The sequence below is a fragment of the Streptomyces sp. NPDC005878 genome (genome assembly GCF_040629815.1).
Classification (GTDB): Bacteria; Actinomycetota; Actinomycetes; order Streptomycetales; family Streptomycetaceae; genus Streptomyces.
Genome location: NZ_JBEXWK010000037.1, coordinates 15,741 through 36,148, shown reverse-complemented (window position 1 = coordinate 36,148; position 20,408 = coordinate 15,741). Strand labels below are relative to the sequence as shown.

Annotated in this window: 23 protein-coding genes; 14 read left to right on the top strand and 9 right to left on the bottom strand. The window is 72.8% G+C overall.

Annotated features, from left to right (window positions below; translation table 11 throughout):
* The first annotated feature begins 129 nt into the window (after window positions 1–129).
* The 5 genes from ABZ404_RS34775 (at window position 130) to ABZ404_RS34755 (ending at window position 5,020) form a co-directional block, all read left to right on the top strand.
* Window positions 130–723, top strand: coding sequence for a hypothetical protein (locus ABZ404_RS34775; RefSeq protein ID WP_358837393.1), 594 nt, complete (start codon window positions 130–132; stop codon window positions 721–723).
* 146 nt (window positions 724–869) lie between these two features.
* The gene (locus ABZ404_RS34770; RefSeq protein WP_358837392.1) at window positions 870–1,238 is read left to right on the top strand and encodes a hypothetical protein; all 369 of its coding nucleotides are present in this window, start codon (window positions 870–872) and stop codon (window positions 1,236–1,238) included.
* 274 nt (window positions 1,239–1,512) lie between these two features.
* The gene (locus ABZ404_RS34765) at window positions 1,513–2,583 is read left to right on the top strand and encodes a GNAT family N-acetyltransferase (RefSeq protein ID WP_358837391.1); all 1,071 of its coding nucleotides are present in this window, start codon (window positions 1,513–1,515) and stop codon (window positions 2,581–2,583) included.
* 590 nt (window positions 2,584–3,173) lie between these two features.
* Window positions 3,174–4,334, top strand: a complete 1,161-nt coding sequence (locus ABZ404_RS34760; RefSeq protein ID WP_358991286.1) for an MFS transporter — start codon at window positions 3,174–3,176, stop codon at window positions 4,332–4,334.
* A 299-nt stretch (window positions 4,335–4,633) separates the two neighbouring features.
* Window positions 4,634–5,020: an SH3 domain-containing protein gene (locus tag ABZ404_RS34755; protein WP_358837821.1), complete on the top strand. Its 387-nt coding sequence runs from the start codon at window positions 4,634–4,636 to the stop codon at window positions 5,018–5,020.
* A gap of 70 nt (window positions 5,021–5,090) precedes the next feature.
* Here ABZ404_RS34755 and ABZ404_RS34750 read toward each other — a convergent pair whose 3' ends face one another.
* Entirely contained in the window at window positions 5,091–5,600 is a 510-nt protein-coding gene (locus tag ABZ404_RS34750) for a hypothetical protein (protein ID WP_358991283.1), read from the bottom strand.
* Between the two features lie 312 nt (window positions 5,601–5,912).
* On the opposite strand from ABZ404_RS34750, the gene ABZ404_RS34745 reads away from it, so the two are divergent.
* From ABZ404_RS34745 to ABZ404_RS34730, 4 genes are all read left to right on the top strand, one after another.
* Entirely contained in the window at window positions 5,913–6,047 is a 135-nt protein-coding gene (locus ABZ404_RS34745; RefSeq protein WP_358991280.1) for a hypothetical protein, read from the top strand.
* A 124-nt stretch (window positions 6,048–6,171) separates the two neighbouring features.
* Window positions 6,172–7,881: a SpaA isopeptide-forming pilin-related protein gene (locus tag ABZ404_RS34740; RefSeq protein ID WP_358991277.1), complete on the top strand. Its 1,710-nt coding sequence runs from the start codon at window positions 6,172–6,174 to the stop codon at window positions 7,879–7,881.
* 375 nt (window positions 7,882–8,256) lie between these two features.
* On the top strand, window positions 8,257–8,622 hold the full coding sequence (locus tag ABZ404_RS34735; RefSeq protein ID WP_358991274.1) for a hypothetical protein: 366 nt from the start codon (window positions 8,257–8,259) through the stop codon (window positions 8,620–8,622).
* Between the two features lie 215 nt (window positions 8,623–8,837).
* Window positions 8,838–9,197 carry a hypothetical protein gene (locus ABZ404_RS34730; RefSeq protein WP_358836912.1) on the top strand — a complete coding sequence of 120 codons (360 nt, stop codon included), beginning with the start codon at window positions 8,838–8,840 and terminating at the stop codon, window positions 9,195–9,197.
* On the opposite strand, the gene ABZ404_RS34725 is transcribed toward ABZ404_RS34730, so the two are convergent.
* Entirely contained in the window at window positions 9,194–10,063 is an 870-nt protein-coding gene (locus ABZ404_RS34725) for a hypothetical protein (protein ID WP_358836913.1), read from the bottom strand. The genes ABZ404_RS34730 and ABZ404_RS34725 overlap by 4 nt on opposite strands.
* Window positions 10,064–10,212: 149 nt before the next feature.
* Window positions 10,213–11,931, bottom strand: coding sequence for a hypothetical protein (locus ABZ404_RS34720; RefSeq protein ID WP_358836914.1), 1,719 nt, complete (start codon window positions 11,929–11,931; stop codon window positions 10,213–10,215).
* 488 nt (window positions 11,932–12,419) lie between these two features.
* Between ABZ404_RS34720 and ABZ404_RS34715 the strand changes: the two genes are divergently transcribed.
* Entirely contained in the window at window positions 12,420–12,716 is a 297-nt protein-coding gene (locus ABZ404_RS34715) for a WhiB family transcriptional regulator (RefSeq protein WP_358836915.1), read from the top strand.
* Between the two features lie 179 nt (window positions 12,717–12,895).
* Here ABZ404_RS34715 and ABZ404_RS34710 read toward each other — a convergent pair whose 3' ends face one another.
* The 4 genes from ABZ404_RS34710 to ABZ404_RS34695 form a co-directional block, all read right to left on the bottom strand.
* A complete protein-coding gene (locus ABZ404_RS34710; RefSeq protein ID WP_358836916.1) occupies window positions 12,896–13,336 on the bottom strand; it encodes a DUF6009 family protein in 441 nt (146 codons plus the stop codon).
* Window positions 13,337–13,672: 336 nt separating this feature from the next.
* Window positions 13,673–15,214 carry a phage/plasmid primase, P4 family gene (locus ABZ404_RS34705; protein WP_358836917.1) on the bottom strand — a complete coding sequence of 514 codons (1,542 nt, stop codon included), beginning with the start codon at window positions 15,212–15,214 and terminating at the stop codon, window positions 13,673–13,675.
* Between the two features lie 3 nt (window positions 15,215–15,217).
* The gene (locus ABZ404_RS34700; protein ID WP_358991301.1) at window positions 15,218–16,270 is read right to left on the bottom strand and encodes a bifunctional DNA primase/polymerase; all 1,053 of its coding nucleotides are present in this window, start codon (window positions 16,268–16,270) and stop codon (window positions 15,218–15,220) included.
* 116 nt (window positions 16,271–16,386) lie between these two features.
* Window positions 16,387–16,878, bottom strand: a complete 492-nt coding sequence (locus ABZ404_RS34695; RefSeq protein ID WP_358835718.1) for a hypothetical protein — start codon at window positions 16,876–16,878, stop codon at window positions 16,387–16,389.
* Window positions 16,879–17,274: 396 nt separating this feature from the next.
* Here ABZ404_RS34695 and ABZ404_RS34690 point away from each other — a divergent pair, with 396 nt between their 5' ends.
* Together ABZ404_RS34690 and ABZ404_RS34685 are read left to right on the top strand one after the other, a co-directional pair.
* Window positions 17,275–17,667, top strand: a complete 393-nt coding sequence (locus ABZ404_RS34690; protein ID WP_358835719.1) for a hypothetical protein — start codon at window positions 17,275–17,277, stop codon at window positions 17,665–17,667.
* Between the two features lie 248 nt (window positions 17,668–17,915).
* Window positions 17,916–18,293: a hypothetical protein gene (locus ABZ404_RS34685; RefSeq protein ID WP_358835720.1), complete on the top strand. Its 378-nt coding sequence runs from the start codon at window positions 17,916–17,918 to the stop codon at window positions 18,291–18,293.
* Window positions 18,294–18,336: 43 nt separating this feature from the next.
* On the opposite strand, the gene ABZ404_RS34680 is transcribed toward ABZ404_RS34685, so the two are convergent.
* Window positions 18,337–18,573: a hypothetical protein gene (locus ABZ404_RS34680; RefSeq protein WP_358835721.1), complete on the bottom strand. Its 237-nt coding sequence runs from the start codon at window positions 18,571–18,573 to the stop codon at window positions 18,337–18,339.
* Between the two features lie 18 nt (window positions 18,574–18,591).
* Window positions 18,592–18,888: a hypothetical protein gene (locus tag ABZ404_RS34675; RefSeq protein WP_358835722.1), complete on the bottom strand. Its 297-nt coding sequence runs from the start codon at window positions 18,886–18,888 to the stop codon at window positions 18,592–18,594.
* A 284-nt stretch (window positions 18,889–19,172) separates the two neighbouring features.
* On the opposite strand from ABZ404_RS34675, the gene ABZ404_RS34670 reads away from it, so the two are divergent.
* Window positions 19,173–19,586 (top strand): hypothetical protein, encoded by a 414-nt coding sequence (locus ABZ404_RS34670; protein WP_358835723.1) that lies wholly within the window; start codon window positions 19,173–19,175, stop codon window positions 19,584–19,586.
* Window positions 19,587–19,611: 25 nt separating this feature from the next.
* Window positions 19,612–20,406: a hypothetical protein gene (locus ABZ404_RS34665; protein ID WP_358835724.1), complete on the top strand. Its 795-nt coding sequence runs from the start codon at window positions 19,612–19,614 to the stop codon at window positions 20,404–20,406.
* Window positions 20,407–20,408 lie beyond the last annotated feature (2 nt).

Here is a 20,408-nt window from a genome sequence, read left to right as displayed (position 1 = left end):
CTGCGCGACGCCGTGACGGCGTCCAGCGGGAGCACGGCCCGGAGGTCCGCAGCACCTGCATCGAGGAGAAGACCGGGCCCATGTCGGCGAACGGCCGCCCCACCCGCCAAGCAGGAAAGCGAGAAAGACATGCATAGGCGCACTCGTGCCGCTCAGGCGGCGATGGGCGCCCTGGCCCTGGCCGTGGTGCTGACCGGCTGCAACGGAACGGACTCGCCACAGGGACACCCGAGCTCCGCCTCACGCACGGCGCAGGAGCAGACCACCTACCGTCTCGGCCAGGTCAGTCCGGTGCAGGAGAGCACCATGCAGGACTCGGCCGGCGCTACCTACACGGTCACCCCCACCAAGGTGGTGACCGGCACCGCGGCCGACATGAACAACTCCGGGCTGGAGAAGGACGCCACGGACGGGCCACAGGTCCCGGTGTACGTCTGGTCCACGCTCACCCACAAGAGCGGCAGGGCGATGCGGCTCGGCGACATGGACGACGACCTGATCGTCAAGACCAGCGGCGGCCAGCGCACCCGTGCCCTCATCGTCCTTCTGGGACAGGCGACGTGGCCCAACTGCCCGCCCTTCGACTCCGACAAGAAGCTCGCCGCGGGGCAGTCGGAACAGATCTGCAGCGCCTTCCTCATCCCCGCAGGGCAGAAGGCCACCGCCGTACAGCTCTTCCAGGGCTATTACCAGGACCCGCTGGAGTGGCCCGTCAAGAGCTGACCGGGCGTCCGCGAAGCCAACTCCCGAGGCAACCGCCCACAACGGCGAAGCCCCGAGCCGCGGCCGGGCCGCCGACGAAACCCGCCGGTTCCACAGCCGTGCTCCACGGCGTGCGTGCACGCAGTCCACACGAAGAGGAGTCTTTTGTGCCATCGACCGCCAGACAGCGCCTTACCACCCTGACCACCGCCGTCACCCTGCTCGTCGGCGCCGCGGCGATGGCCGCGCCGAACGCCTCAGCCGTCGGTTCGTCGGCCTGCCGCTACCACATCACCCGGAAAACCTCGACGATCACCACCAACGGGGTCAACATCCGCACTGGCCCCGGCACCGGCTACGCCTCAAAGGGCCTGCTCTACAAGGGCGACACGTTCGTCGCCACCTGCGGCGTACTCAAGGGCCCCGTCGAACACCGCCAGGCCTGGATGTACTCCAAGCTCCTCCACCGCTCCAAGAGCGGTCTCCCCGCCGGAACCTGGGGCTGGATCCGCGACGGATTCGCCGTGTCCCGCTGACGACCAGACACGCCGGCCGGCCACCCTCCAGCGCACGGGCAACTGCCGGCGGCGGAAGCCCGCGACAACCGCGCAACCATCACTGCGGCGGCATCCCCACCCGGGGGTGCCGCCACGTTCCGTGCCGGGCCGTACGGGCATACTGCGAGGCGGTGCTGACGTCCGGATCGCCTGGCGGAACCCCGCCCCGGGCAGTGCGCCTCCCCCTCCCGCCCGAGGGAACGAGGATGGGAAGCCCAGCCCAGCGCCGCGAGTACCGGGTGTCCTGTCGTGCATGAGGACACAGCACTGCGCCGGCCGGGCGGCCGGGCGTCTTCGAAGCCGTGAGTACTCCGGGAATGCAGCACTGCACTTCCTTGCCCGGGTGTGGCCCGGCCTGGCCGAGAAGGACACCGCAGCCACCGTCTACCAGGATCCGGACTGGCTGCTGGGATGGGCCCGGCACCTGCCGGCCTCCTGCGAGCCGCTGATTGTGGCGGCCATGGCCGACCAGCAGCCTGTCGCGGCTCTCGCCCTGGTTCGCGAGGTCGACCGCACCGGCCGCACGCGCATCACACCGCTGTCCTGGCCCGCGTGCGAACAGGTCCGGCCCGTCGGCGAGAGTGAGGAAGCGGTGAGCGTTCTCGTCCGACGCCTGCCCGCTCTCGCCGACGACGTGCTGGTCGCCGACCTGGCGGCAGACTGCCTCCTGGCCGAGCAGGCATACCGACGATGGGGCCAGCCACGCACACAGACCCTCTACGCCACGGTGGCGCTGCCGGTGGACCTGGCCGGCCTGTCCCGGTCGACGCGGCGGGATCACACACGCCGCCGGAGGGCCGTCGAGGCGCTGAGCGACCGCGTCGGATATCACCGCACCCGCACGGCGTCGGAACTCCTCGCCGCCTACGAGGTGCTGGAGAGACTGTTCCGCCTCCGTAACGCACCGCGGGCTTCAGCTGCCGGGACGGCCGACCTCGCGCTGCCCTGGAGGCAGGTCCTCGAGCACTGTGCTCCCCTCGCGTTCATCGCCACTCTGACCCTGGACGCCCGTCCGGTTGCCGCTCAGCTGTGCCTGCGGAGCGAGAACCGCGTCCACTCGGTGATCACCGCGATGGATCCCACGCAGCGCGACCTGGCGCCGGGGCACGCCCTGCTGCACAGACTGTGCGAGGACCTGACGGGTGAGGGATACACCACGCTCGACCTCGGCCGCACGACAGCTGAGGACGGCCAGCGCTCCTACAAGGCGGCCTACGGCGCGGTGTGGACCACCACCCACACCTACGCAGCCCCCCTGAGCGGCCGCTCCCTCGCGCGGCAGCTCGCCGGAGCGGCGGACCTGGAGACTGTGGGCCCGTGCTGATCGGCCGGGACTTAGCCCCTTGCCCGGCGCACCACCGGGAACAGCCGTGACGGCCGGCGGGTGCCGGGTGGCGGCACCCGGCCCGGGGATGCCGCCGCGTGCCGTACGGGCGCACCCGCGAGGCGGTGCTGACGGCGCGGCGACTTCCTGCCTGCTGACAGCCGACCGAACCCGTGGGCGAGGCGTCGACGCTGCTGCTTGCCGCGCTCGCCGCCCTGGCTGCGGACCCCGTGAGGCGGACCGGTGAGGGGGAATGCCGCACCAGATGCTGCGACTTGATGCCCGATGCCGACCGCTGCCGGGGAAGCGGCGTTGAAGCAGCCTCCGTGCCCTGTTGGGCTGTGCCACCAGCGGTTCATCCCCGTGCCGCTGCCCCGCCCGCACGGCGCGCGCCCTGACGAGCCCGCCGTGCGGGCGGCCCCGCGAGACAACTCGACTTCCCTTGCAGAGGCAGGCAGGCGATGGCCCACGCGCAGGTCCGTGACGTCCCCCGCACCACAAAGGCGCCGGCCCGCGCACCACAGCCGCCATCCCTGCCCGCACCGGCCGCAGCCCCGGAGCAACCGCGCACCGCGCCGACCTTCCGCGCCGTGCTGCGCCACCGATATTGCAGCCGCCTGCTGATCGCCTCGATCATCGGACGCCTGTCGCTGGGCATGGTGCCCGTCGCCCTGATCCTGGCGGCGCAGGCAGAGGGCCACTCCCTGGCGAGCGCCAGTCTGCTGGCCGCGCTCTACGGCATCGCCCCGGCACTCGGACTGCCGCTGCTCGGCAGGCTGGCCGACCTGCGCGGCCTGCTCCTGCCCTGCTACCTCGGCGCTGCCCTGGTCGCCGTCGCGCTCGGCACCCTGGCCGTGGCGGGCACCGCCCACCTGCCGCTTGCCGCCCTGTGCGTCGCCCTGGCCGGAGCCGGATGCCCGCCGCTGGAGGGCGGGCTCCGCTCACTGTGGCACGCAGTGCTGCCCGACGACGCCCACGTGCGCACCGCCTACACGCTGGACTCGTCCACCCAGGAGATCGTCTACGTCACCGGCCCCGCCCTGGCCATCGCGATGGCCACCTGGCTCTCCCCGGCCGCGGCCCTCGCCCTGGGGGCCGCCGTCACCGTGGCCGGCTCTCTCGCCTTCGCCACCGCCCCACCGGCCCGTGCCTGGCGGGCCGCGCCGCGCCGCCGCGAGCGGCTCGGCGTGCTGCGCCCGCCCGCCATGCGGCCTCTGCTGCTCTCCCTGGTCTTCCTCGGCGCCACGGTCGGCGCCCTCGACGTCGCCGGGATCGCGGTGGCCGAACGCCAGGATGCGTCCTGGCTGGCGGGCGCGCTGCCCGCCGCGTTCTCCGCCGCCGGACTGCTCGGCGGCGTCCTGTTCGCCCGCCTCCAGCCCACCACCGCCCCGCGGCCACGTCACCTGATGCTGCTCGGCGGCGCGTACGCGGCCTGCTGGCTCCCTTTGCTCGCCCCGCTGCCTGCCCCGGCGGTCCTCGCCCTGGCGCTGCTGCCGGGCGCCTTGTTCGTACCCCTGCTCACCGTGGCGTCCCTGACCGTCACCGCGCTCGCCCCACCGGGCACCTCGACCGAGGCGGTCGGCTGGATGTCCAGCGCCATGCGGCTCGGCCTGGCCGGAGGCACCGCCCTGGCCGGCCCGCTCAGCGGCCACTTCGCCGTCCCGCTGGTGGCCGCCGCCGGCTGCGCGCTCCTGCTCACGGCCCGCACCGCGCCCGCACCCGCACCCGCACCCGCCGCCACCCCGGTGTGAGACCACACCGCCCGCACACACCGGTCCCACCTCCCGGCACGCCGAATGCGATCGCCGCGCCAGCGCTTGGCACGCCCCGGCGGACCGCCCGTCACGGGCCCTGCCCGGCCCCCAGGCAGCGCGTCCCCACGGTGTAACGCCCGCCCAACTTTCCGGCGGGCAGGGGGCCACTCCCACCTCGCGGGACGGCATCAACGATCGCAGTCGTGGGCCCTGGTACATCCTGGCGGCCCGCCGGTCACGGGCCCCGGCTGGCCTGGAGGCTCCCTGGCACAACCGCCGATCAAGGGGAGACCGCTGTGCCGTTTCCGTCCGTCCTCCGCCGCACCGTTCCCGCCGTCGCGCTCGCCGCGACCGCCGCGCTCGCCGTGGGTGCGGCCCCGTCCGCGTTCGCCCAGACCCCGGCGGCTGCCTCGGCGCAGGCCCGCGCGGCCATGCCGTGCAAGCCGGGGGTCTACTACTACGTCTACCAGGCCAACGGCGTGAACTTCCGCACCGGCCCGGGTACCGGCTACGCCTCGCGTGGGCTGCTGTACAAGAACGACTGGGGCAAGAAGATCGCCACGAAGGGCAGCTGGATCAAGCTGCAGCTCGGCACGAAGTCGCGCAGCGGCCTGCCCAAGAACACCACCGGCTGGGTCGCCAAGAAGTACGTCTCCGACTGCGTCCCGATGCAGCTCGACTGACCGCCCGCCACCCCAACGGCCCGTGTCCCGCCCGCACCCGACTGCGGGCGGGACACGGGCCCTTGTGTTGCTAGCGCCCGCAGGCCGTGCCGTCGAGCGTCTCGGCCGCGCTGAGCGCCGCCAGGACCTGACGCTCGCCGTCCTCCTGCTCGAGCAGGCCGGCCGCCACCGCCTCGGCCAGCCAGGCCGCGTGCCCGAGCGCGACCGCCACGGCGTACCAGAGGTCGCCGCGGGCCGTTGCGCGGTCGCCGTGCCCCTCCCGCATCCACTGGTGGGCGGCCCGCAGCGCGGCGGCCACGTCCCCGCCGTGCGTGTCCAGGTCCTGGGTGGTCAGCGGACCGATCCAGGTGTCGAGGTGTGACCGCACCACCTGCAGGTAGGCCCGGTGGTCGGTCATCGTCCCGCAGCGCCCGCCCGGCTCCCGCCTCGTGTGCCGGCCCGGCCAGTGCCCGGCGAGCCACCGGTGGCTCGCACACACCTCCACCCGGTACTGCAGCGCACGCCCCTTCGTGCGGCTGCGGCCCTCGACCATGTGCGTGGCGGGCGCGGAGCAGGCGGTGAGCTGGCGCAGTACAGGCATCGGTTCGTCCCTTCGTTGCGGCATCGGCCCATCGAGCCTGGACGATCAAGAAGCCGCTGTCGGGTCCGCAGGAGCACACCGGGCGTGACGGGCGTCACGTCGGGCCGGGCGGCGGGCGGTCCGCCGGACGGACCGGGAGCGCGACGTAGGAGGGGATTTGTTCCGCATCCCAGACCGCCGGACCAACTCGTGTCCCACCCAAAGGAATTAGCGGATTTCATCCCGTTTTGCCCCTGGCGGTGGGGGGCCGCTCCTGTTGAGATCACCTCTGTCCAACCGACGCTTCACCGTCTTCTCCGAGGAGCCTTCGAGATGAACCAGCGCCCGTTCACGTCCCGTCCGCTGTCCGTCGTCCGCCCGCTGGCGTCCGCCCGGCCGCGCCTGGCCGCCCGCCCGGGCGAGGAGCTCGCCGAGCGCCCGTTCGCCGCGGTCACGGCGCGCCCGTAACCCCACGGCCGGCTATTCCCCGCCCAAGCGCCCGCCCGGGCCCCCGTTCATCCATCCGCCCGGGCGGGCGCTGCCGTATCCGGGCCCGCATCACCCCTCCCTGACCAAGGAGTCCACCCCCGTCATGCACGCACCTCTCGTCCGCGCGTCGATGCGCCTGGCCGCCACCGTCATCGCCGCCGCGGCGGTCGGCACCCTCGCCTGGTCACCTGCCTACGCGGCCCCGACGGGCGGCCACGACAAATTCGGACCGGGCTACGCGATCCCCGACAGCGACGGCCACGCCGCCAGCTCCCACATCGGCGCGTACGGGCCGCCCGGCATGAAGGTGTACGGCAACTACGAGACGTTCTGTGCTGATCCCGAACGCAAGGGCCCCGACGCGGCGGGCGGCTACAGCGACCCGAAGACCGTCGACCACTGGACCTCCTCGGTCACCGGCCGCCCCGTCCCCGACGCCCACCTCGCCTACGCCTCCTACATCGTGGGCAAGTACGGCCAGACCCGCAACGCGGCCCAAGCCGCCGCAGTCGACGCGGCCGTGTACGAGTGGCTGGCCGGCGGCACCTACGGCATCGACGGCGCCCGCGGCAAGCAGCGCCTGGCCTACCCCAACGTGGACCCGTCCGCCCGGACGACAGCGCTCGGCTACCTGGCCGAGGCCAAGAAGTACGCGGGCCCCTACCGGCTGACCGTCACCCCGAAGGTGACTCAGACCCCGGCCGGGAAGAAGGTGACGGTCACCGTCGCGGTCACCGCCCAGCTCTCCGGAGCCAAGGTGCCCGGCGTCAAGGTCGCACTCGCCGAAGCGGGCCAGGACGGCGAGCACGGGCAGGTCACCACCGGCCAGGACGGAACCGCCGACTGGGAGTTCACCGCCGACACCAAGGGCACCGCCACCGTCCGGGCCACGGCTGCGAACCTGCCCGGTGCCGAGCTGAAGATCCTCACGCCCCGCGACAGCCGGGCGCAGCGGATGCTGCTGGCCGGCGACACCACCACCGCGAGCGCGGATGCCGCCATCAAGGTCACTGCCGCCCCCGGAGGGGTGACCATCCACAAGAAGGACCCGGGCGGTGAGCGCCTGGTCGGAGCTGCCTTCCAGCTCACCGACCCGCGATCCGGCCGGGTCGTCGCCGAGGGAAAGACGGGCTCTGAGGGCACCCTGGCCTTCGACGACCTCGTGCCGGGCACCTACCGGCTGCGCGAGACGGACACCGGCAGCCGCCTGCACGAACGCGTGCCCGACCAGGACATCACCATCACCGAGGGCAAGCGGGCGGCCGCCAACCCGATCACCATCATCGACCCGTTCAAGCAGGGCGAACTGCTGGTGAAGAAGACCGACAAGGTGACGGGGAAGCCGCTGGCCGGAGCGGTCATCACGATCAACGCCGACACCCTGAACGCCTCCGGCGAGCACGCCCGGGGCAAGGAGATCGCCCGCCTGACCACCGGCAAGGACGGCACCGCCAAGCTCCAGCTCGATGTGAAGCTCAAGAACGGCACCTCGTACTGGGCGAGCGAGACCACCGCGCCGGACGGCTACCGGGCCGACGCCGCGCCCCAGCGCTTCACCGCCACGCCCGGCGCCCAGGTCGCCGTCACCCTCGCCGACTCCAAGGCCCCCGCCCCCACCAGCCCGCCGGCAACCACACCGTCCCCGGCCGCGCCCCACCAGCCGGCCACGCCCTCCGCGCAGCTCGCCCACACCGGCTCGGCCAACACCACCTGGCTCATCGGCGCGGGCGGCGTCCTGGTGGCCGCTGGCGGCGGCGCCGTGTGGGCCGGATCCCGCCGCCGGCGCCAGGCGCACACGCCCGACAGCCAGTGACCGACCGGACGGGGCACACCGCGCGCCCCGTCCGGAGACTGGTGCGGTGCCGGAGCAGCCCGCTCCGGCACCGCCACGGCACCCCTCGTCGGCGGCCACGGCCTGCCCGCCGTCACCTGCTGCCCGGCAGCCAGCACCCTCGCGCGGTCGGCCTCTTGCCGCCGTCGCCGGGCCAGCGCGTGCACGGCACCGCACACCGCCGACACCACGAGGGCGGTGCTCATCACGATCGCCGCCGTGGCGGACAACTGATGCGCCTGGGCCAGGAGGTCCTCGGGCCGAGCGTGGGCGGGATCGAGCCGGGTCTGCGTCACCCACACGGCCAGTCCGCAGGCGGCCAGCAGGCACCCGGCCACCACCCACACGATCCACACGGTGCGCGGGGCCCACATCCGCCTCTCCACGGGCAGCCCGCTCTCGTGCCGGGCTGTGCGCGCCTCCTGGGCCGCCTGCCTGCGCACGGCCTTCTCCGCCACCATGCACCCGGCGGCCAGGACCCACAGCAGCACCACGGCCACCGCGACGCCGGTGAACACCGCTCCCTTAGCCCGGGCCACCACCGCCAGCGTGAAGACCGTGAACCCGAGCACCCCCAGCAGCGCGGAGGCGGCCTCCCACCGCTTCGCCCACGGCGCGTCCTGCCCCGGCTGCCACACCGCCCAAACCCTGCTACCGGCCACGGCCATCGCCGCGGCACAGACGGCCAGCCACACCAACGCCCCCACCACAGGCCCTCCTTGAGTCCGCGCCCACCGGACGCGGGCTGGGCCCGATCTTCAAGGCCCCGCCGACGCACCGCCAGGGGCATCCCGCCGGGCGGGCGCCGGATCGTGGTCCGGCCCGCCTAGGGCGCACGCGGCAAGGCGACGCGGCCCGCGGGGCGGTACGAGAAGCTCATTGCCCGCCCCGGCCGCGGCGTGGTTGGCTCCGGATGCCCCAGCCCTGGAGAGACCGTGATGCGACCCGCCCCCGTGCACCCGTGGACCGCGTTGGCCGTCGGCGCGGTGATCTGCGTGCTCGCCGCCGGGGTCCTGGGCGCACGCGCCGAGATGAGTGTGGCGGCCGCCGGTCTGGCGGCCGTCGCCGCCTACGGAACGGCCAGGACGCGCAGCGGCCTGCCGTGCGCGGCCGTCGCCTGGCTGGGAGCCGGGAGCGTCGCGGGCATCCTGAGCTGGGGCCTGGGCGAGGACTACCCGTTCGGCTACGCGCTGGCGGCCTTCCAGCTTCTCGTCGGCGCGCTGTTGCTGCCCGGGCACCTGCGGCGCTCGGCCCGCCGGGCCGTCGCGGGTGCCCGGGCGGGCCGCAGCGGGGGTTAGACCTTCGCCGGGACCTTCTCGGCAGCGGCTTCGGGAGCCTGCCCGGCCTCGCCGACCGCGGTGCCGTCGACAGCGGGTGCCGCATCCGCGTCGGTGTAGGCGGTGTACATCGCGCTTCCCTGCTGGTGCGACTTCTCCGCGAGCCCCTTCTTGACCAGGGTCTCCAGGTTGTTGCGCACCGTCTGGATGGACGTCGCCCGGTCGGGATGATCCTGCGCGAGCTGGTCGCGGACCTCCTTGGCGACGCACGGCTGCCCGGGAGTCTTGAGGAGGATGTCCAGGGCGAGCTGCCACAGCGGCGGCCCCGTCTTCTCCTCGGCCGCGGCCTTGGCCGCCGGTGCTTCCGCGGCGGCGGCCGGCTGTGCCGGGGCTTCCTTGGCCGAGGCCTTCTTCGCGGCGGCCTTCTTCGCCGTCGTCTTCTTCGCTGTCGTCTTGGCGGCCTTCTTGGTCGCGGCCTTTTTCGCGGGGGCCGTCTTCTTCGCCGAGGCCGTCTTCTTGGCGGCCTGCCTGGGCTGCTCCTCCTTCACCGACTGGTCCTGCCGCTGCTGCGGAACGGCATGGGGCGCGTCGGCGACCGTCTCGGCCGGTGCGGAGGCTTCGGCCTGCTCGGCCGTGTCCGCCGACGGAGCCTCAACCTCAGCGGCGGCCGGCTCAGCCTCGGGCCCGCTTGGTACCGGGGCCTCGGGCAAACTGCCCAGCGCCTTGGCCAACCAGTCCTCCTCCGCCTTGAGTTGCTTCAGGCGCTCCTGGAGACCCGCGATCTGCGCGGTGACGTCGCCCTGCTCCTTGCGGTTGGCCGCGAGGTCATCGGCGTACTGCTGCGCGTACTTGTTTTGGATGGGGGTCTTTGCGGGCTCGTCGGCCACGACAGCACTCCTTGTACCTGGTTGTTGCTGCCGGATGCTACTCACTGTGAGAGGGCGGCAGTTGCTCTCCCGTACGATCACCACCCTTCCGGTGAGCGTGGAGGCCGGCTCGCGGCCCGGTCTCCACACTCACCGCGGGACCGGTGATGTCACTGGGGCAGTTGCATGTGGGCCTCGTTGGCCAGTTGCCGTGCGGCCTCTTCCCAGCGGGCCCGGGACGCTGGCCCGACGGCGTTGCCGAGGTCGGGCAGGACGGTGGAGGACAGGCGAAGGCCCTGGGCCGCGGATGCCCGACGGAGGGCGCCGAGCACGTCGGCGGGCATCCGTGTGGTCGGAACCAGCCAGGGGCGGCGCCTGCCGGTGGCGATCGGCAGGTCCCACAACACCTCGTCGGAGGCCTCGGCGACCCGTGACCGCAACGCGGCCTCCCACTCCTGGTCGGACAGGCTGCGCGTGACACGCGCACCCGCCGCCTCGTCCCATCCGGCGGCTTGCTTTCGCCGCAGGTGCGCGATCCAGCCGTCCCGCGCCTGATCCCACCGCGTTCCCCACCGTTGCCGGCCGGCCTCGTCGGTGTCGTGCAGGAACAGGCGCCTGGCGAGGGTGTCCTCGGGCTCGTCGTCCGCGGCATGCGCGCCGTGGTCGCGGGCGAACTGGTCGAGGCGTTCTTCGTACGCGGTGTAGTCCTCCCGGTCGGCCGGGCCGGAGCGCTCAAAGTCCCGGTAGGCGCCTTCGAGCCAGGCCCAGACCTCTCCTTGGGGGGTGAGGTGCACTTCGGTGACGTCCCGGCCCGGGGGGCGGGGCATGTGCCGCCAGGGGGCGAGGGTGAGGTCGGCGGTGCTGGCGGCGGCGCGCGGCAGGCCGGTGGGGGAGGCGTCGATGACGACGTGGCTGAAGGCGCGGTCAAGGGCGGGGTGGCGCAGCAGGAGGGCCAACTGCCGCGCCTCGTCCGGGCCGTCGGCGCCCGGGGTCGAGCAGCGGACGAAGGCGTGGCCGAGGCCGGGCATGGGGAGGACGTGACGGTCGGGCTCCTGGGACACGGCGGCGAGCCCGGGGTCCGCCTCGGGCCAGTGATGCTCCTGCAGACCCGGCCCGCCCTGCCTGCCGCGCGCTGTCAGGAGGTACAGCACGCGGTGGCCCTGGCCGGACAGCGCCTGGGCGAGGCCGGCGGCCAGAGAGCTGCACCCGTGGCCGCCCTTGGAGTTGACGACCGCGATGACGCGCGGGCGCCGGGGCCGATCCAGCAGCTCCGGGTGCGGTCCGGCGAGCTCGGCATCCTCGGGCAGCACCGTGTGGAAGTCGACCGTGTCGTGGTTGGCGAAGAGGCGGATGCGGCGCAGCACCGTGCTCGCGCGCTCCCGTCCGTCCGGCGTACCGGCCCAGAGGACGTCCTGGCCGGTGCTGTTGGCCGGGCGTTCGGGCAGGTCCGCCCGGGCGCTCAGCAGCGCCGGGCCATGGTCGCGGGGGAGCAGCAGGGTGCCGCCAGCCGGGCCGGTCAGGGCGAGCCACGGTCCGGTGGTCGTGCGCTGGTCGAGGCCGGATGCCCCGTGGCCGTCGGCGGAACCCGCTCGCAGAAGGCACCGCACCACGCGCTCGCGCTGCGCTGCGGCGGCGGCCAGGATCAGCGAGTCCTCGCGCGGACCGACCCAGGCCAGCGCGAAGGGGCCGCCGTGGTCGTGGGGACGGTGCGGGCCGAACTCGCCGACGAGCGCGGCCAGGACACGCGCTTCAAGGTCTCGTTGGCCGTCGGTGGATGCTGCGGGAAGAACGTCGCGGCGGCGTCGCACCTCGTCGAGCGCGAGGGCATGGGGCTCACCGGTGCAGAGGCGGCGGGCGCGCGTACGGCGCTGGTTGCTGGTCGTGGCCACGGCGTACTCCGTTTCGGCAAGGCTCACGTCCCGGCACCGCAGCCCTGCAGGAGTCGTCCTGTGCGCTGAGGGTGAGGACTAGCCGTGGCCGGTTTTGCCGCCGAAGAACGCGCCGTGAAAAGCCGGGTATCGACGCGCGCGGTCGGGCCGCCGTACAGCCCTGTCCGCCCGTACCATAGCAGCGCGCCCATGCCCGGCCGCACCATGACGGCGCTGCGTGTCGCCGCCCCCGGTCCCGTGGCACGCGCCTCGCACAGGATCCGCAGCCTCTTTTCGCCCCGCCCGGCGGAACGTTCCCGCTGCGCTCCGCCGCCTGCCGCGGCACAGTGGTCGACCAACGGAATCGAAGCCGCCGTGGTGGAAGCCCTGGCAGCGCAGACATGACCGCACCCGACGATCCCGGTGACCACGACGCCCCGCACCGCACCGGTCATGACCTGCGCAATAAGCTCGGCCTTGTCGCCGAGCCGCGACGGGGGAGGACAGAAATGACCAGCGAGAGGGCCTACTGGCACGAGGACGCGGCCTGCCGCAGCACCGACCCGGACGAACTGTTCGCGGACGGCACGGCGCAGAACCGGGCCAAGGCCATCTGCACGGGATGCCCGGTGCGCACCGAGTGTCTGGTGGAGGCCCTCGACAACCGAGTCGAATGGGGCGTGTGGGGGGGAATGACCGAACGGGAGCGCAGAGCGCTGCTGCGCCGCAAGCCCAACGTCGCCTCGTGGAAGAGGGTCCTGATCGACGGCCCCGCCCCTCAGCCGGCGCCGCGCGCGAGGGGCTGAGGACCCTGCCCGCAGGGGGACTCGGCCCCTGCCCCTGTCAGACGTCGGCCGAACGCACAGGCCAGAGGCTCTTTGGCGGGCGGGCAGGGGCTGAAGGGGCTGGAACCTCGGCAAGCCATCGAACAGGCGGACGGAGGGCGGGCAGGGGCTCAAGGGGCCGTGTTCGCCCAAAAGTGAGGTCAGAACAGCATGCCGTCGGGCGGCGGCTCCGACTGCGGGGCAGGAGCAGGGGCCGCCTCCTTGGGCGGGGCGGGACGGCGGCCCCGGGCACGGTCGGTGAGACGGCCGTGCACCCCCGCGCGGACGGTACGCGGATCCACGGCCTCGTGGGGCGTGGCGTCCTGGTACTGCCCTCCGGGCTCGCTGCGGTCGTTGTCCTTGACGTAGAAGACGCGCCGCCGGTAGCGGCGTGAGGGCTCGGTGGGTTCCGCGCTTTCCTCGAGCTCGGCGTAGCCGATGATGCGGCCCGCCCGCATGGCGCCGCTCGGCTTCCCGGTCTTGTTGCGGGTCTTCTCCCACATCCACCGGACGTAGTCGTACTTCTCCTCGGTCACCTCCTGGCCCTCGACCCAGACGATGTTGACCTCCTGGGAGAGGCTCCTCGTCGAGGCATCGGACATCGGTGTCTCTCCATAGGTAGGCGCGGGGCGCGGGGCCGGGACCGGGGCTGAGGAAGGACCTGTGTCAGACCCTGCGCCGCCGACCCGGCCGGGGAAGGAAAGCAGCAGGTCAGGAAGGTTTTCAGGCGACATAGGAAGTCTCGCAGGGGCTGAAAGGGGCTGACATCTCAGTTTGTGGAGCCGAAGGGCGGCGGTGCTCAATATGAGGAGATTCCTCAAAGTCGGCCCCTTTCAGCCCCTGCGGCCGGAGCGTTGTGGGCTCTGACCTGCGGGTTTTCCGTGACGGGGCGGGCGGGGGGATAAGCCCCTGGGTCGGCCCCTGCGTGAGCTCCTGCCTCATGCTCCCGTCCTTTCGTCTGCGGCGTCCGGGCCCTCGGTGAGCAGCCCGAGGCCGGGGAAGTAGCGCTGTCCGTTGGTCTTGGGCAGTTGCTGACCGGTGCGGATGTGCAGCTTCTGGCGGACCAAGCGGGCGAACTCGCGGGAGTTCACCGGCACCATGTCTTCCCCGCGGCACCAGTCCCGGTATGCCTCGCCCAGGTGCTTTTGCAGGACGCGGTACTCGCTGCCCATGACGCAGCAGTCCCTGAGGAAGCGGCCGACGGAGTCTTCCGACTCCTCGTAGTCCTGGGTGGCCAGCCGTACCCGCTGGGGGCCGTCCAGGCGCAGGTCGCTGCCGTTGAAGTAGGTCACCGCGCCGTCGATGAGCCACTGCAGGATGCCCGGTCCCTCGCTGGCGACCAGGCGGTCGCCGAGGTCGTCCACGACGCGCTCGCTGGGCACGATCCGGTCGAATTCGATGATCCTCATGCGCCGCCAGAAGCTGAATCCGCCCGCCTGGACCACCGGCCGGTGGTTTCCGACCAGCCACAGCTTGTGCGTGGGCTCGAAGCTGTAGAAGTTCTCGTACATCCTTCTGGCTTTGATCCTGTCGCCGCCGGTGAGCAGCTTGAACTTTGCCTCGTCGAACCTCGATCCCTGGTTGATCTCCGAGCACACCACCAGGCGTCGCCCCTGGAGGTCGGCCAGTTCGGTGGGGTGGTCCGCGTACGGGGACGCCATCAGGAAGTTGGGCGGGGCGGAGTCGGCGTACTCGCCCAGCAGCTTCAGCAGCACGTCCACCAGGACGCTCTTGCCGTTCTGCCCCTCCCCGTACAGGAAGGCCAGCACCTGCGCGCCCTGCGCGCCGGAGATCGAGTATCCGCACAGCGTCTGCAGGTAGGCCCGCATCTCCTGGCCGGCCGCGTCGTCGCCGAAGGTGTCGGTCAAGAACGCGTTCCACATCGGCGTCGGCATGATTCGCGGCGTGACCGCGGTGGCCCGGCTGTGGTGCTGCGAGGTCGAGGGCGGCACCATCCCGCCCGTGCGCAGGTTGACTACCCCGCCTGGCGTGCACAGCGCGTGCGGGTCGGAGTCCAAGTCGTCGGGCTGCAGGGTGAGTTCCGGCAGCGTCTCGGCCATCTTCACCAGCGCGGCCGCTCCCGACGCGCTCTTCGCGCGCTTGCGGTGCCGTGCCAGATCGCGGTCCGGGTGGCGGACGTTCTCGTCCGAGCGCGGGTCCTTGCGCGGCATGTTGGACGCCAGCTGCATCGCGGAGTACCGGATCGCGTTGGTGTTGGTGTCGGGAACCCATCGGTACTCCGCCCACCGGTACCAGCCCATGCCGTACACAAACCGGTAGTAGTCGCCGTACACGCGCTGGAACAGGATCGCCATGTCGAAGTCGGTCAGCTCGTCCGGCAGCAGCACAGGCTGCGGCGCGGCGTCGGCCGGGGAGGCATCCGCCGTCAACTGCTGCGCCGCGCGCGCCGCGTCGTAGGGCGCATCGTCCGGGGCCCGGCTTGTCGGCACGGCCGAGCTCGTGCTGCTCGTGTAGCTCATGGCTCAGCGGTCTTTCGTCGGGTTCAGGGGGCGGCGCTGCCCGGCGACCAGCCCGGACTGGATGATCCTGTGCGCTTCTCGTTCGCGCTGCGGACGGGCCTGCACGGCCACATCCACGAGAGCCGCGTGGGCCTCGGCATCGCTCGACACCAGCCCGGCCGCGACCAGTCCGCCCAGGGTGAAGGCGGCCTTGTTCAGTTTGCTGCTCCAGCCGCTGCCCTCCGGCAGCCGCTCGCACTCGGCGACCTGCGCAAGAGCCGTCGCGGCCACCGCGTTGGCCCACGCGGTCCGTGCCTGCGGCGCGGCGATCTGGCGGGCCAGATTCGGCACCGCGGCCGCGCGCGGCCGGGCGGCGGCCGTCGTCAGCAGATGGCCGGTCCGCTCGAGCGCACCGGCCAGCCAGCCCGGCAGCCGCGCCGGAGTCCGGACCTCGCCCACCGCCTGGTACGTCCCCGCCGCCGTCCGCGTCCCGGGCGCCACGATGTAGCCGCCCTCGGCGCGCACGTCCAGTTGCCATCCCAGCGCCCGCCCGCTGTGGTCCCCGCCCGCCGAGCTCGCCCAGCGGGTCCCGCGAGGCGCGGTGAACCACAGGTGCCGCCCGCCCGAGGGGGTCGACACTGTCAGCGTCCGCACAGCACCGGCCGCATCCGGGCCCCCGGCCAGACGCGCCAGCAGATTCCAGGTGTCCCATCCGGTGCGTACGGCCCGCGCGTCCTGCTCCGTCACGTCGAAGGCGGGCAGCACCCGGCCCGTCTCGACGGGGCCCTCGACATGACAGTCCACGTCCACGACCACCAGTCCGGCCGGGCCCGTGGCCACCCCGACCCCCGGCACTGGACGCTCGCTCCACCACCGCGCGATACGCCCGGCATCGACGGTGGCCGCATAGAAGCCGTGGCACCAGCGGCCCTGCCCGATGCACGGGCATCCGGCCGGCGCGTGCGCCTCGTACCGGTCGCTGGTCTTCCGGCACCGGCTGCACCCCGGGCGGGGCGTCTTGTGCCCGGCCTGCAGGGGAAAGACAGGCCACTGCCGCCGCGCGCACCAGGCGGCCACCTCGGCGGCCCTACTCTCCACGGCCGCCCGCTTCCCGCCACCGTGTCCGCAGGCCGCCCGCCCCCACCCCGCGCCCCCGCGGGGAAACCGGCGAGAGCACCGCGGGCGAGGGGGCCTCAGCACGCCAGAGCGGGGGCATCCTCAACGCCAACGCCCCCTTCCTCCGCCACGACCTTCAGCATCGACGTGGCCCAGCGGCCCAGCGGCATCAGGACCAGCGGCTCGGCCTCGTCCCCTTCCTGGTGCAGCCAGTCCGCCACCGCCTCCAGGGCGTGCTGGACCTCCACGCGATTGCCGTCGACCACCAGCGTGGTGCGCGTCTCGACAGGCCCGTCCTCCAGCAACCGCCGTGCCAGGGTCATCACTTGATGATCGCGCGCCAGCGCCTCCTTGGTCCGCGAGCCGGGCTTCGCCCTGCGGTTCGTCGACCGATTGGCACCGAGGGTGCGCGCGCACAACGCCAGCACCGCGTCCACGGCCCGCATCTCGTCGGCGGCGGGCATCAGCCCGATGCGATTCAGGTTGCTCAGCGTCTGCGTGCCCACTCCGGCACGCGCCGCGACCCACCGCTGGGAGCGCGGTCGCATCAGATCAGCCAAGTCCAGCATCGCAACAACCCTTGATCACGGTCAGCCGACTGCGCCCCGGCTGACATGGCAACGAACCAACAAGCGCCGAGGGTGATTGACCCTCCGTCGCCCTGAAGCTGCGCGCTACTTAACTCCAGACCCAATGGTCTGGTCAAACAACACGCCGGAGATGAACACACAACTCTCTCCTTCGTGAGATATCCGCAGGTCAAGCCTGCAATTCTGGAAGGCGAGCAAACCGGGGGAGCGCGAGGCCATCCTTTCGGCGGCCCAGCGTTCGCACCGTACGCGGTGATGGACCGTCACCCAGTCATTGCGGGCAATTCCGGCAAGCTCCCCGTCGTTGTCCGCTGCTCCCCGCGCGCTCAACAATCCTGCGGCCGCGCGTCGTTGCCCGGCTGCCAAGATGCCGTCATGCACGCGCCGCCGATCGCCTGTCCTGCTGACCGGATCCCGGACGCCACCGGCGTCACCGCCTTCAACCGCGCCTACGGCGAGGCCAGGGACGCGGGCGCGGTGTTCGTCTGCATCGCCCGCAGCGGGCAGCGCTGGACGGTGAAGACCGACACGAGCACCGCGGCGCCCGGGCACACCGTCAGCGACGTCGCAGCCACCGCCGTGAGCGAGGCCATCGACCGTCTCCACGACCGACGCGAGGTACGTCTTGCGCCCCAGCCGGCCCGGCCGGGCAGCACCGTGCTGTACGACATCGCGGGCGAGGAGCGGGCCCGGCAAATCGCGGCGGCCCTGCACGCCGCTCTCCACGGCGACTTGAACCCGCTGGCCCGCGCGGCGCCGACCGCCTGAGCCCGCCCGGCGCCGGACTCGTGATCCTGGCGCCTGGTCCGCCCGGCGGGACGCCCCCGCACCTGGTCGTGCCAGGTGCCGAAACCAGGCGCCCCGTGGCAGTACCGGCCGCTTCCCCGGACGGCAGGGTGAAGGGGCCTCCTGTTCTGGGACGGATCGGGGAGAGCCCGGGGCGGCGGTGGGTCCTTGCACGCTAGGCCGCCGCCCCGGATGCCCCGAAGGGATCGAGCTGGACGAGGGGCACCGTGATGGAGCAAGCACCCCCGGCGGCCGGTGAGCGGCTCACCGGGGACGCCGGAGCACGCGAGGGGGCCGTGGAGGACTTCGCGACCGACGACATCGCGGCCATGCGCGAGCAGGGCGACCTGCCCGCGTTCATGCGCCTGCAGATCCGCCCGGTGCGATCCCCCGTGCAGGTCGTGGCGCTGTGGCAGAGATTCTCCGCTCCCGCTGGGCACAAGCCCGGCGCCTGGCCGTCGGCCGCGCCGCTCGGCACGGACTACCGGCGGGCTCCGGGGGAGCCCGAACTGTGCGACTGCGCCCGGTGCCTGGCGCTGGCCGCCCCGTGCGAGGAAGACCCCTGCCGGTGCCCACGGTGCGGCACCGCGCACGCCCCGGCGGCGTGACGAGCCCGCACACCCCAAGCCGGGGCGGCCGGGCTCGTCGGGGCTAGTCCAGTCCGGCGTAGGCGATGCTGAGGACCGTGATGGTCCGGGTCTGGTCCCCGATCAGGAGCACGACGGCAAGGTCGCCCGAGGCCCACAGCCGCATCAGTCCGTCATCGACGTCGCCGTACGGGCTGGTGGCCGCCCGGGGATCGTTGGCCGAGTCGAGCAGGAACTGGGCGACCCGGGCGCGCGCTTTGTCCGGAAGGTCCCGGTATACGGCGTGCAGTGTGGAGTCCATATAGAGCCGGTACATGGGTCAGGCGGCCCGGCTCTCCGCGATCGAGTCGGTGACGTCCGTGTACTGCTCGGGGAGTTGCCCGCCGTGCTGCCGCTGGTAGGCGTGCAGCTCACGGCCGCGTTCTGCGGCGGCCTTCAGGTCCTCGATGACCTTGATCCACTTCTCGCCGAGCGCGGCGAGCCCCGACAGCGGCGTGGTGTTCAGCTGCCGCACGAACTCCATGCGCATGCCGGCGTCCGGCAGGGCATGGGCGATGGAGTCGGGGGTCCAGTCGTCGCTACCCATGATCACAACCGCCTCGAAGGTCGTCGGCACGTGCCGCTGCTCCCCTCAGGGTAGCGGTCCGGCCGCGCCCGGCGGGAGACAACCGGCACGAGCTCCGGCACTCCGCAGGCCTGAAACCGCCGGGCAGACCCGGCGCTGGCGCAGGAGCCGGGTGCGGCCGGACCGGACGAGCTCCCGCCGGGCGGGACAGGCGGCCCGGACACCGTCGCAGCGCCCGGGAAGCAGGCCGCCACAGCTGCTCGGCGCCACGGGGAGCTGATTGCCTCAAAACGCCCGGCACCACGGCCGGGCCCCGCCGGCTCAGGAGGACCCGGATGAAGTCGACGCGCATGCGCCTGGCCCGCGCCGCCGTACCCGCCGTGGCGCTGGGTGCCCTGATGGCGTCCAACGCCACAACCGCCTCGGCGGCGACCACCTGGTGGTACAGCGGCGGCCCGCACGGCAGCGGCGCCGCCGCGACCTTCCGCGAACAGGGCGACCGGCTGGAGGTGTGCGACGTCAACACCGACGGCTACCGCGCGCTGGTGGACGTCCAGACCGCCGCCGGGGCGCACGTCTACCGCGTCACCGACAGCTACAACGACAACAAGTGCACCGTCGTGAGCGCCGCCGACGGCCGCCACAACATCGCCGAGAAGCGCTCCTACAAGCTGCGGGTCTGCGTGATCAAGACCGGGCAGTACCCCTCGTACTGCAAGACCTCCGCCACCTTCTACAACGACCACTGACCGCGGCGAAGAGGGGAGTGATCGCGTGGACAGCAGCGTGCTGAAACACCCGCGGATCGCGGAGGCCGTCGAGACGCTCGTGGCCGCCGGGGGAGGACGCATCACCTACGACGTCGGCGGAGGCGGCCGGGAGACGCTCCTCGCCGCCGGCGCGCGACTGGCGGCCAAGACGAACGCCCCGCTGACGATCGTGGAAGCCCGAAGCCTCCATTCCGACGTCCGCGCCTTCGTCCGCGAGGTGCAGCCCGAGGCGCGCAGCGCGGTCATCTCCGCCGAAGAGGCGGCCCTGCAGCCGGCCGGCAGCATCAACGGCGTCCTGGCCGTGCACGCCGACGTCCTGCGCGACGCGGACGTGCGCAAGCCGCTGCTCGCGATGGCCCACAGCGCCGACCACCTCCTCGTGGCACGCCACGACTACAGCGACACCACCCTCGACGCCCTCGCCACCCCCGGCCTCGTCCTTCGGCTCCGTGACCTGATGTCGTCAGCTCCTCGCCCGGCGCCGATCACCCTGACGCCCCCGCCGATGGACATGAGTGTGGCCCTGCGCCTGGTCCGGCAGGCCAACAGTGACGTCCTGCCCGACCAGGACCTCGTGGTCTTCGATGAAATGGCCGAGGTGCTGGAGAGGGTGGATCCCGCGGAGGTCAGACAGCGCATCGGCGACCTTCGCAGCAAGTACGAGGCGACCATCGAGCTGGCCCGCCAGCGCCGGGCCGCGACCGGGCCCACCGCCCCGTCACGGACGCCCCCCGGCCACGGCCAAGAGCAGGCGGCCGCACACCAGCAGAACCGGTCCCAGGGGACCGGCCGCACCTAGTC

Excerpts from the sequence above, each read along its gene's own strand:
- ABZ404_RS34775 (WP_358837393.1), top strand. The coding sequence starts at position 130 with ATGCATAGGCGCACTCGTGCCGCTCAGGCGGCGATGGGCGCCCTGGCC.
- ABZ404_RS34765 (WP_358837391.1), top strand. The coding sequence starts at position 1,513 with ATGAGGACACAGCACTGCGCCGGCCGGGCGGCCGGGCGTCTTCGAAGC.
- ABZ404_RS34750 (WP_358991283.1), bottom strand. The coding sequence starts at position 5,600 with ATGCCTGTACTGCGCCAGCTCACCGCCTGCTCCGCGCCCGCCACGCAC.
- ABZ404_RS34745 (WP_358991280.1), top strand. The coding sequence starts at position 5,913 with ATGAACCAGCGCCCGTTCACGTCCCGTCCGCTGTCCGTCGTCCGCCCG.
- ABZ404_RS34740 (WP_358991277.1), top strand. The coding sequence starts at position 6,172 with ATGCACGCACCTCTCGTCCGCGCGTCGATGCGCCTGGCCGCCACCGTC.
- ABZ404_RS34730 (WP_358836912.1), top strand. The coding sequence starts at position 8,838 with ATGCGACCCGCCCCCGTGCACCCGTGGACCGCGTTGGCCGTCGGCGCG.
- ABZ404_RS34715 (WP_358836915.1), top strand. The coding sequence starts at position 12,420 with ATGACCAGCGAGAGGGCCTACTGGCACGAGGACGCGGCCTGCCGCAGC.
- ABZ404_RS34710 (WP_358836916.1), bottom strand. The coding sequence starts at position 13,336 with ATGTCCGATGCCTCGACGAGGAGCCTCTCCCAGGAGGTCAACATCGTC.
- ABZ404_RS34705 (WP_358836917.1), bottom strand. The coding sequence starts at position 15,214 with ATGAGCTACACGAGCAGCACGAGCTCGGCCGTGCCGACAAGCCGGGCC.
- ABZ404_RS34695 (WP_358835718.1), bottom strand. The coding sequence starts at position 16,878 with ATGCTGGACTTGGCTGATCTGATGCGACCGCGCTCCCAGCGGTGGGTC.
- ABZ404_RS34690 (WP_358835719.1), top strand. The coding sequence starts at position 17,275 with ATGCACGCGCCGCCGATCGCCTGTCCTGCTGACCGGATCCCGGACGCC.
- ABZ404_RS34685 (WP_358835720.1), top strand. The coding sequence starts at position 17,916 with ATGGAGCAAGCACCCCCGGCGGCCGGTGAGCGGCTCACCGGGGACGCC.
- ABZ404_RS34680 (WP_358835721.1), bottom strand. The coding sequence starts at position 18,573 with ATGGACTCCACACTGCACGCCGTATACCGGGACCTTCCGGACAAAGCG.
- ABZ404_RS34670 (WP_358835723.1), top strand. The coding sequence starts at position 19,173 with ATGAAGTCGACGCGCATGCGCCTGGCCCGCGCCGCCGTACCCGCCGTG.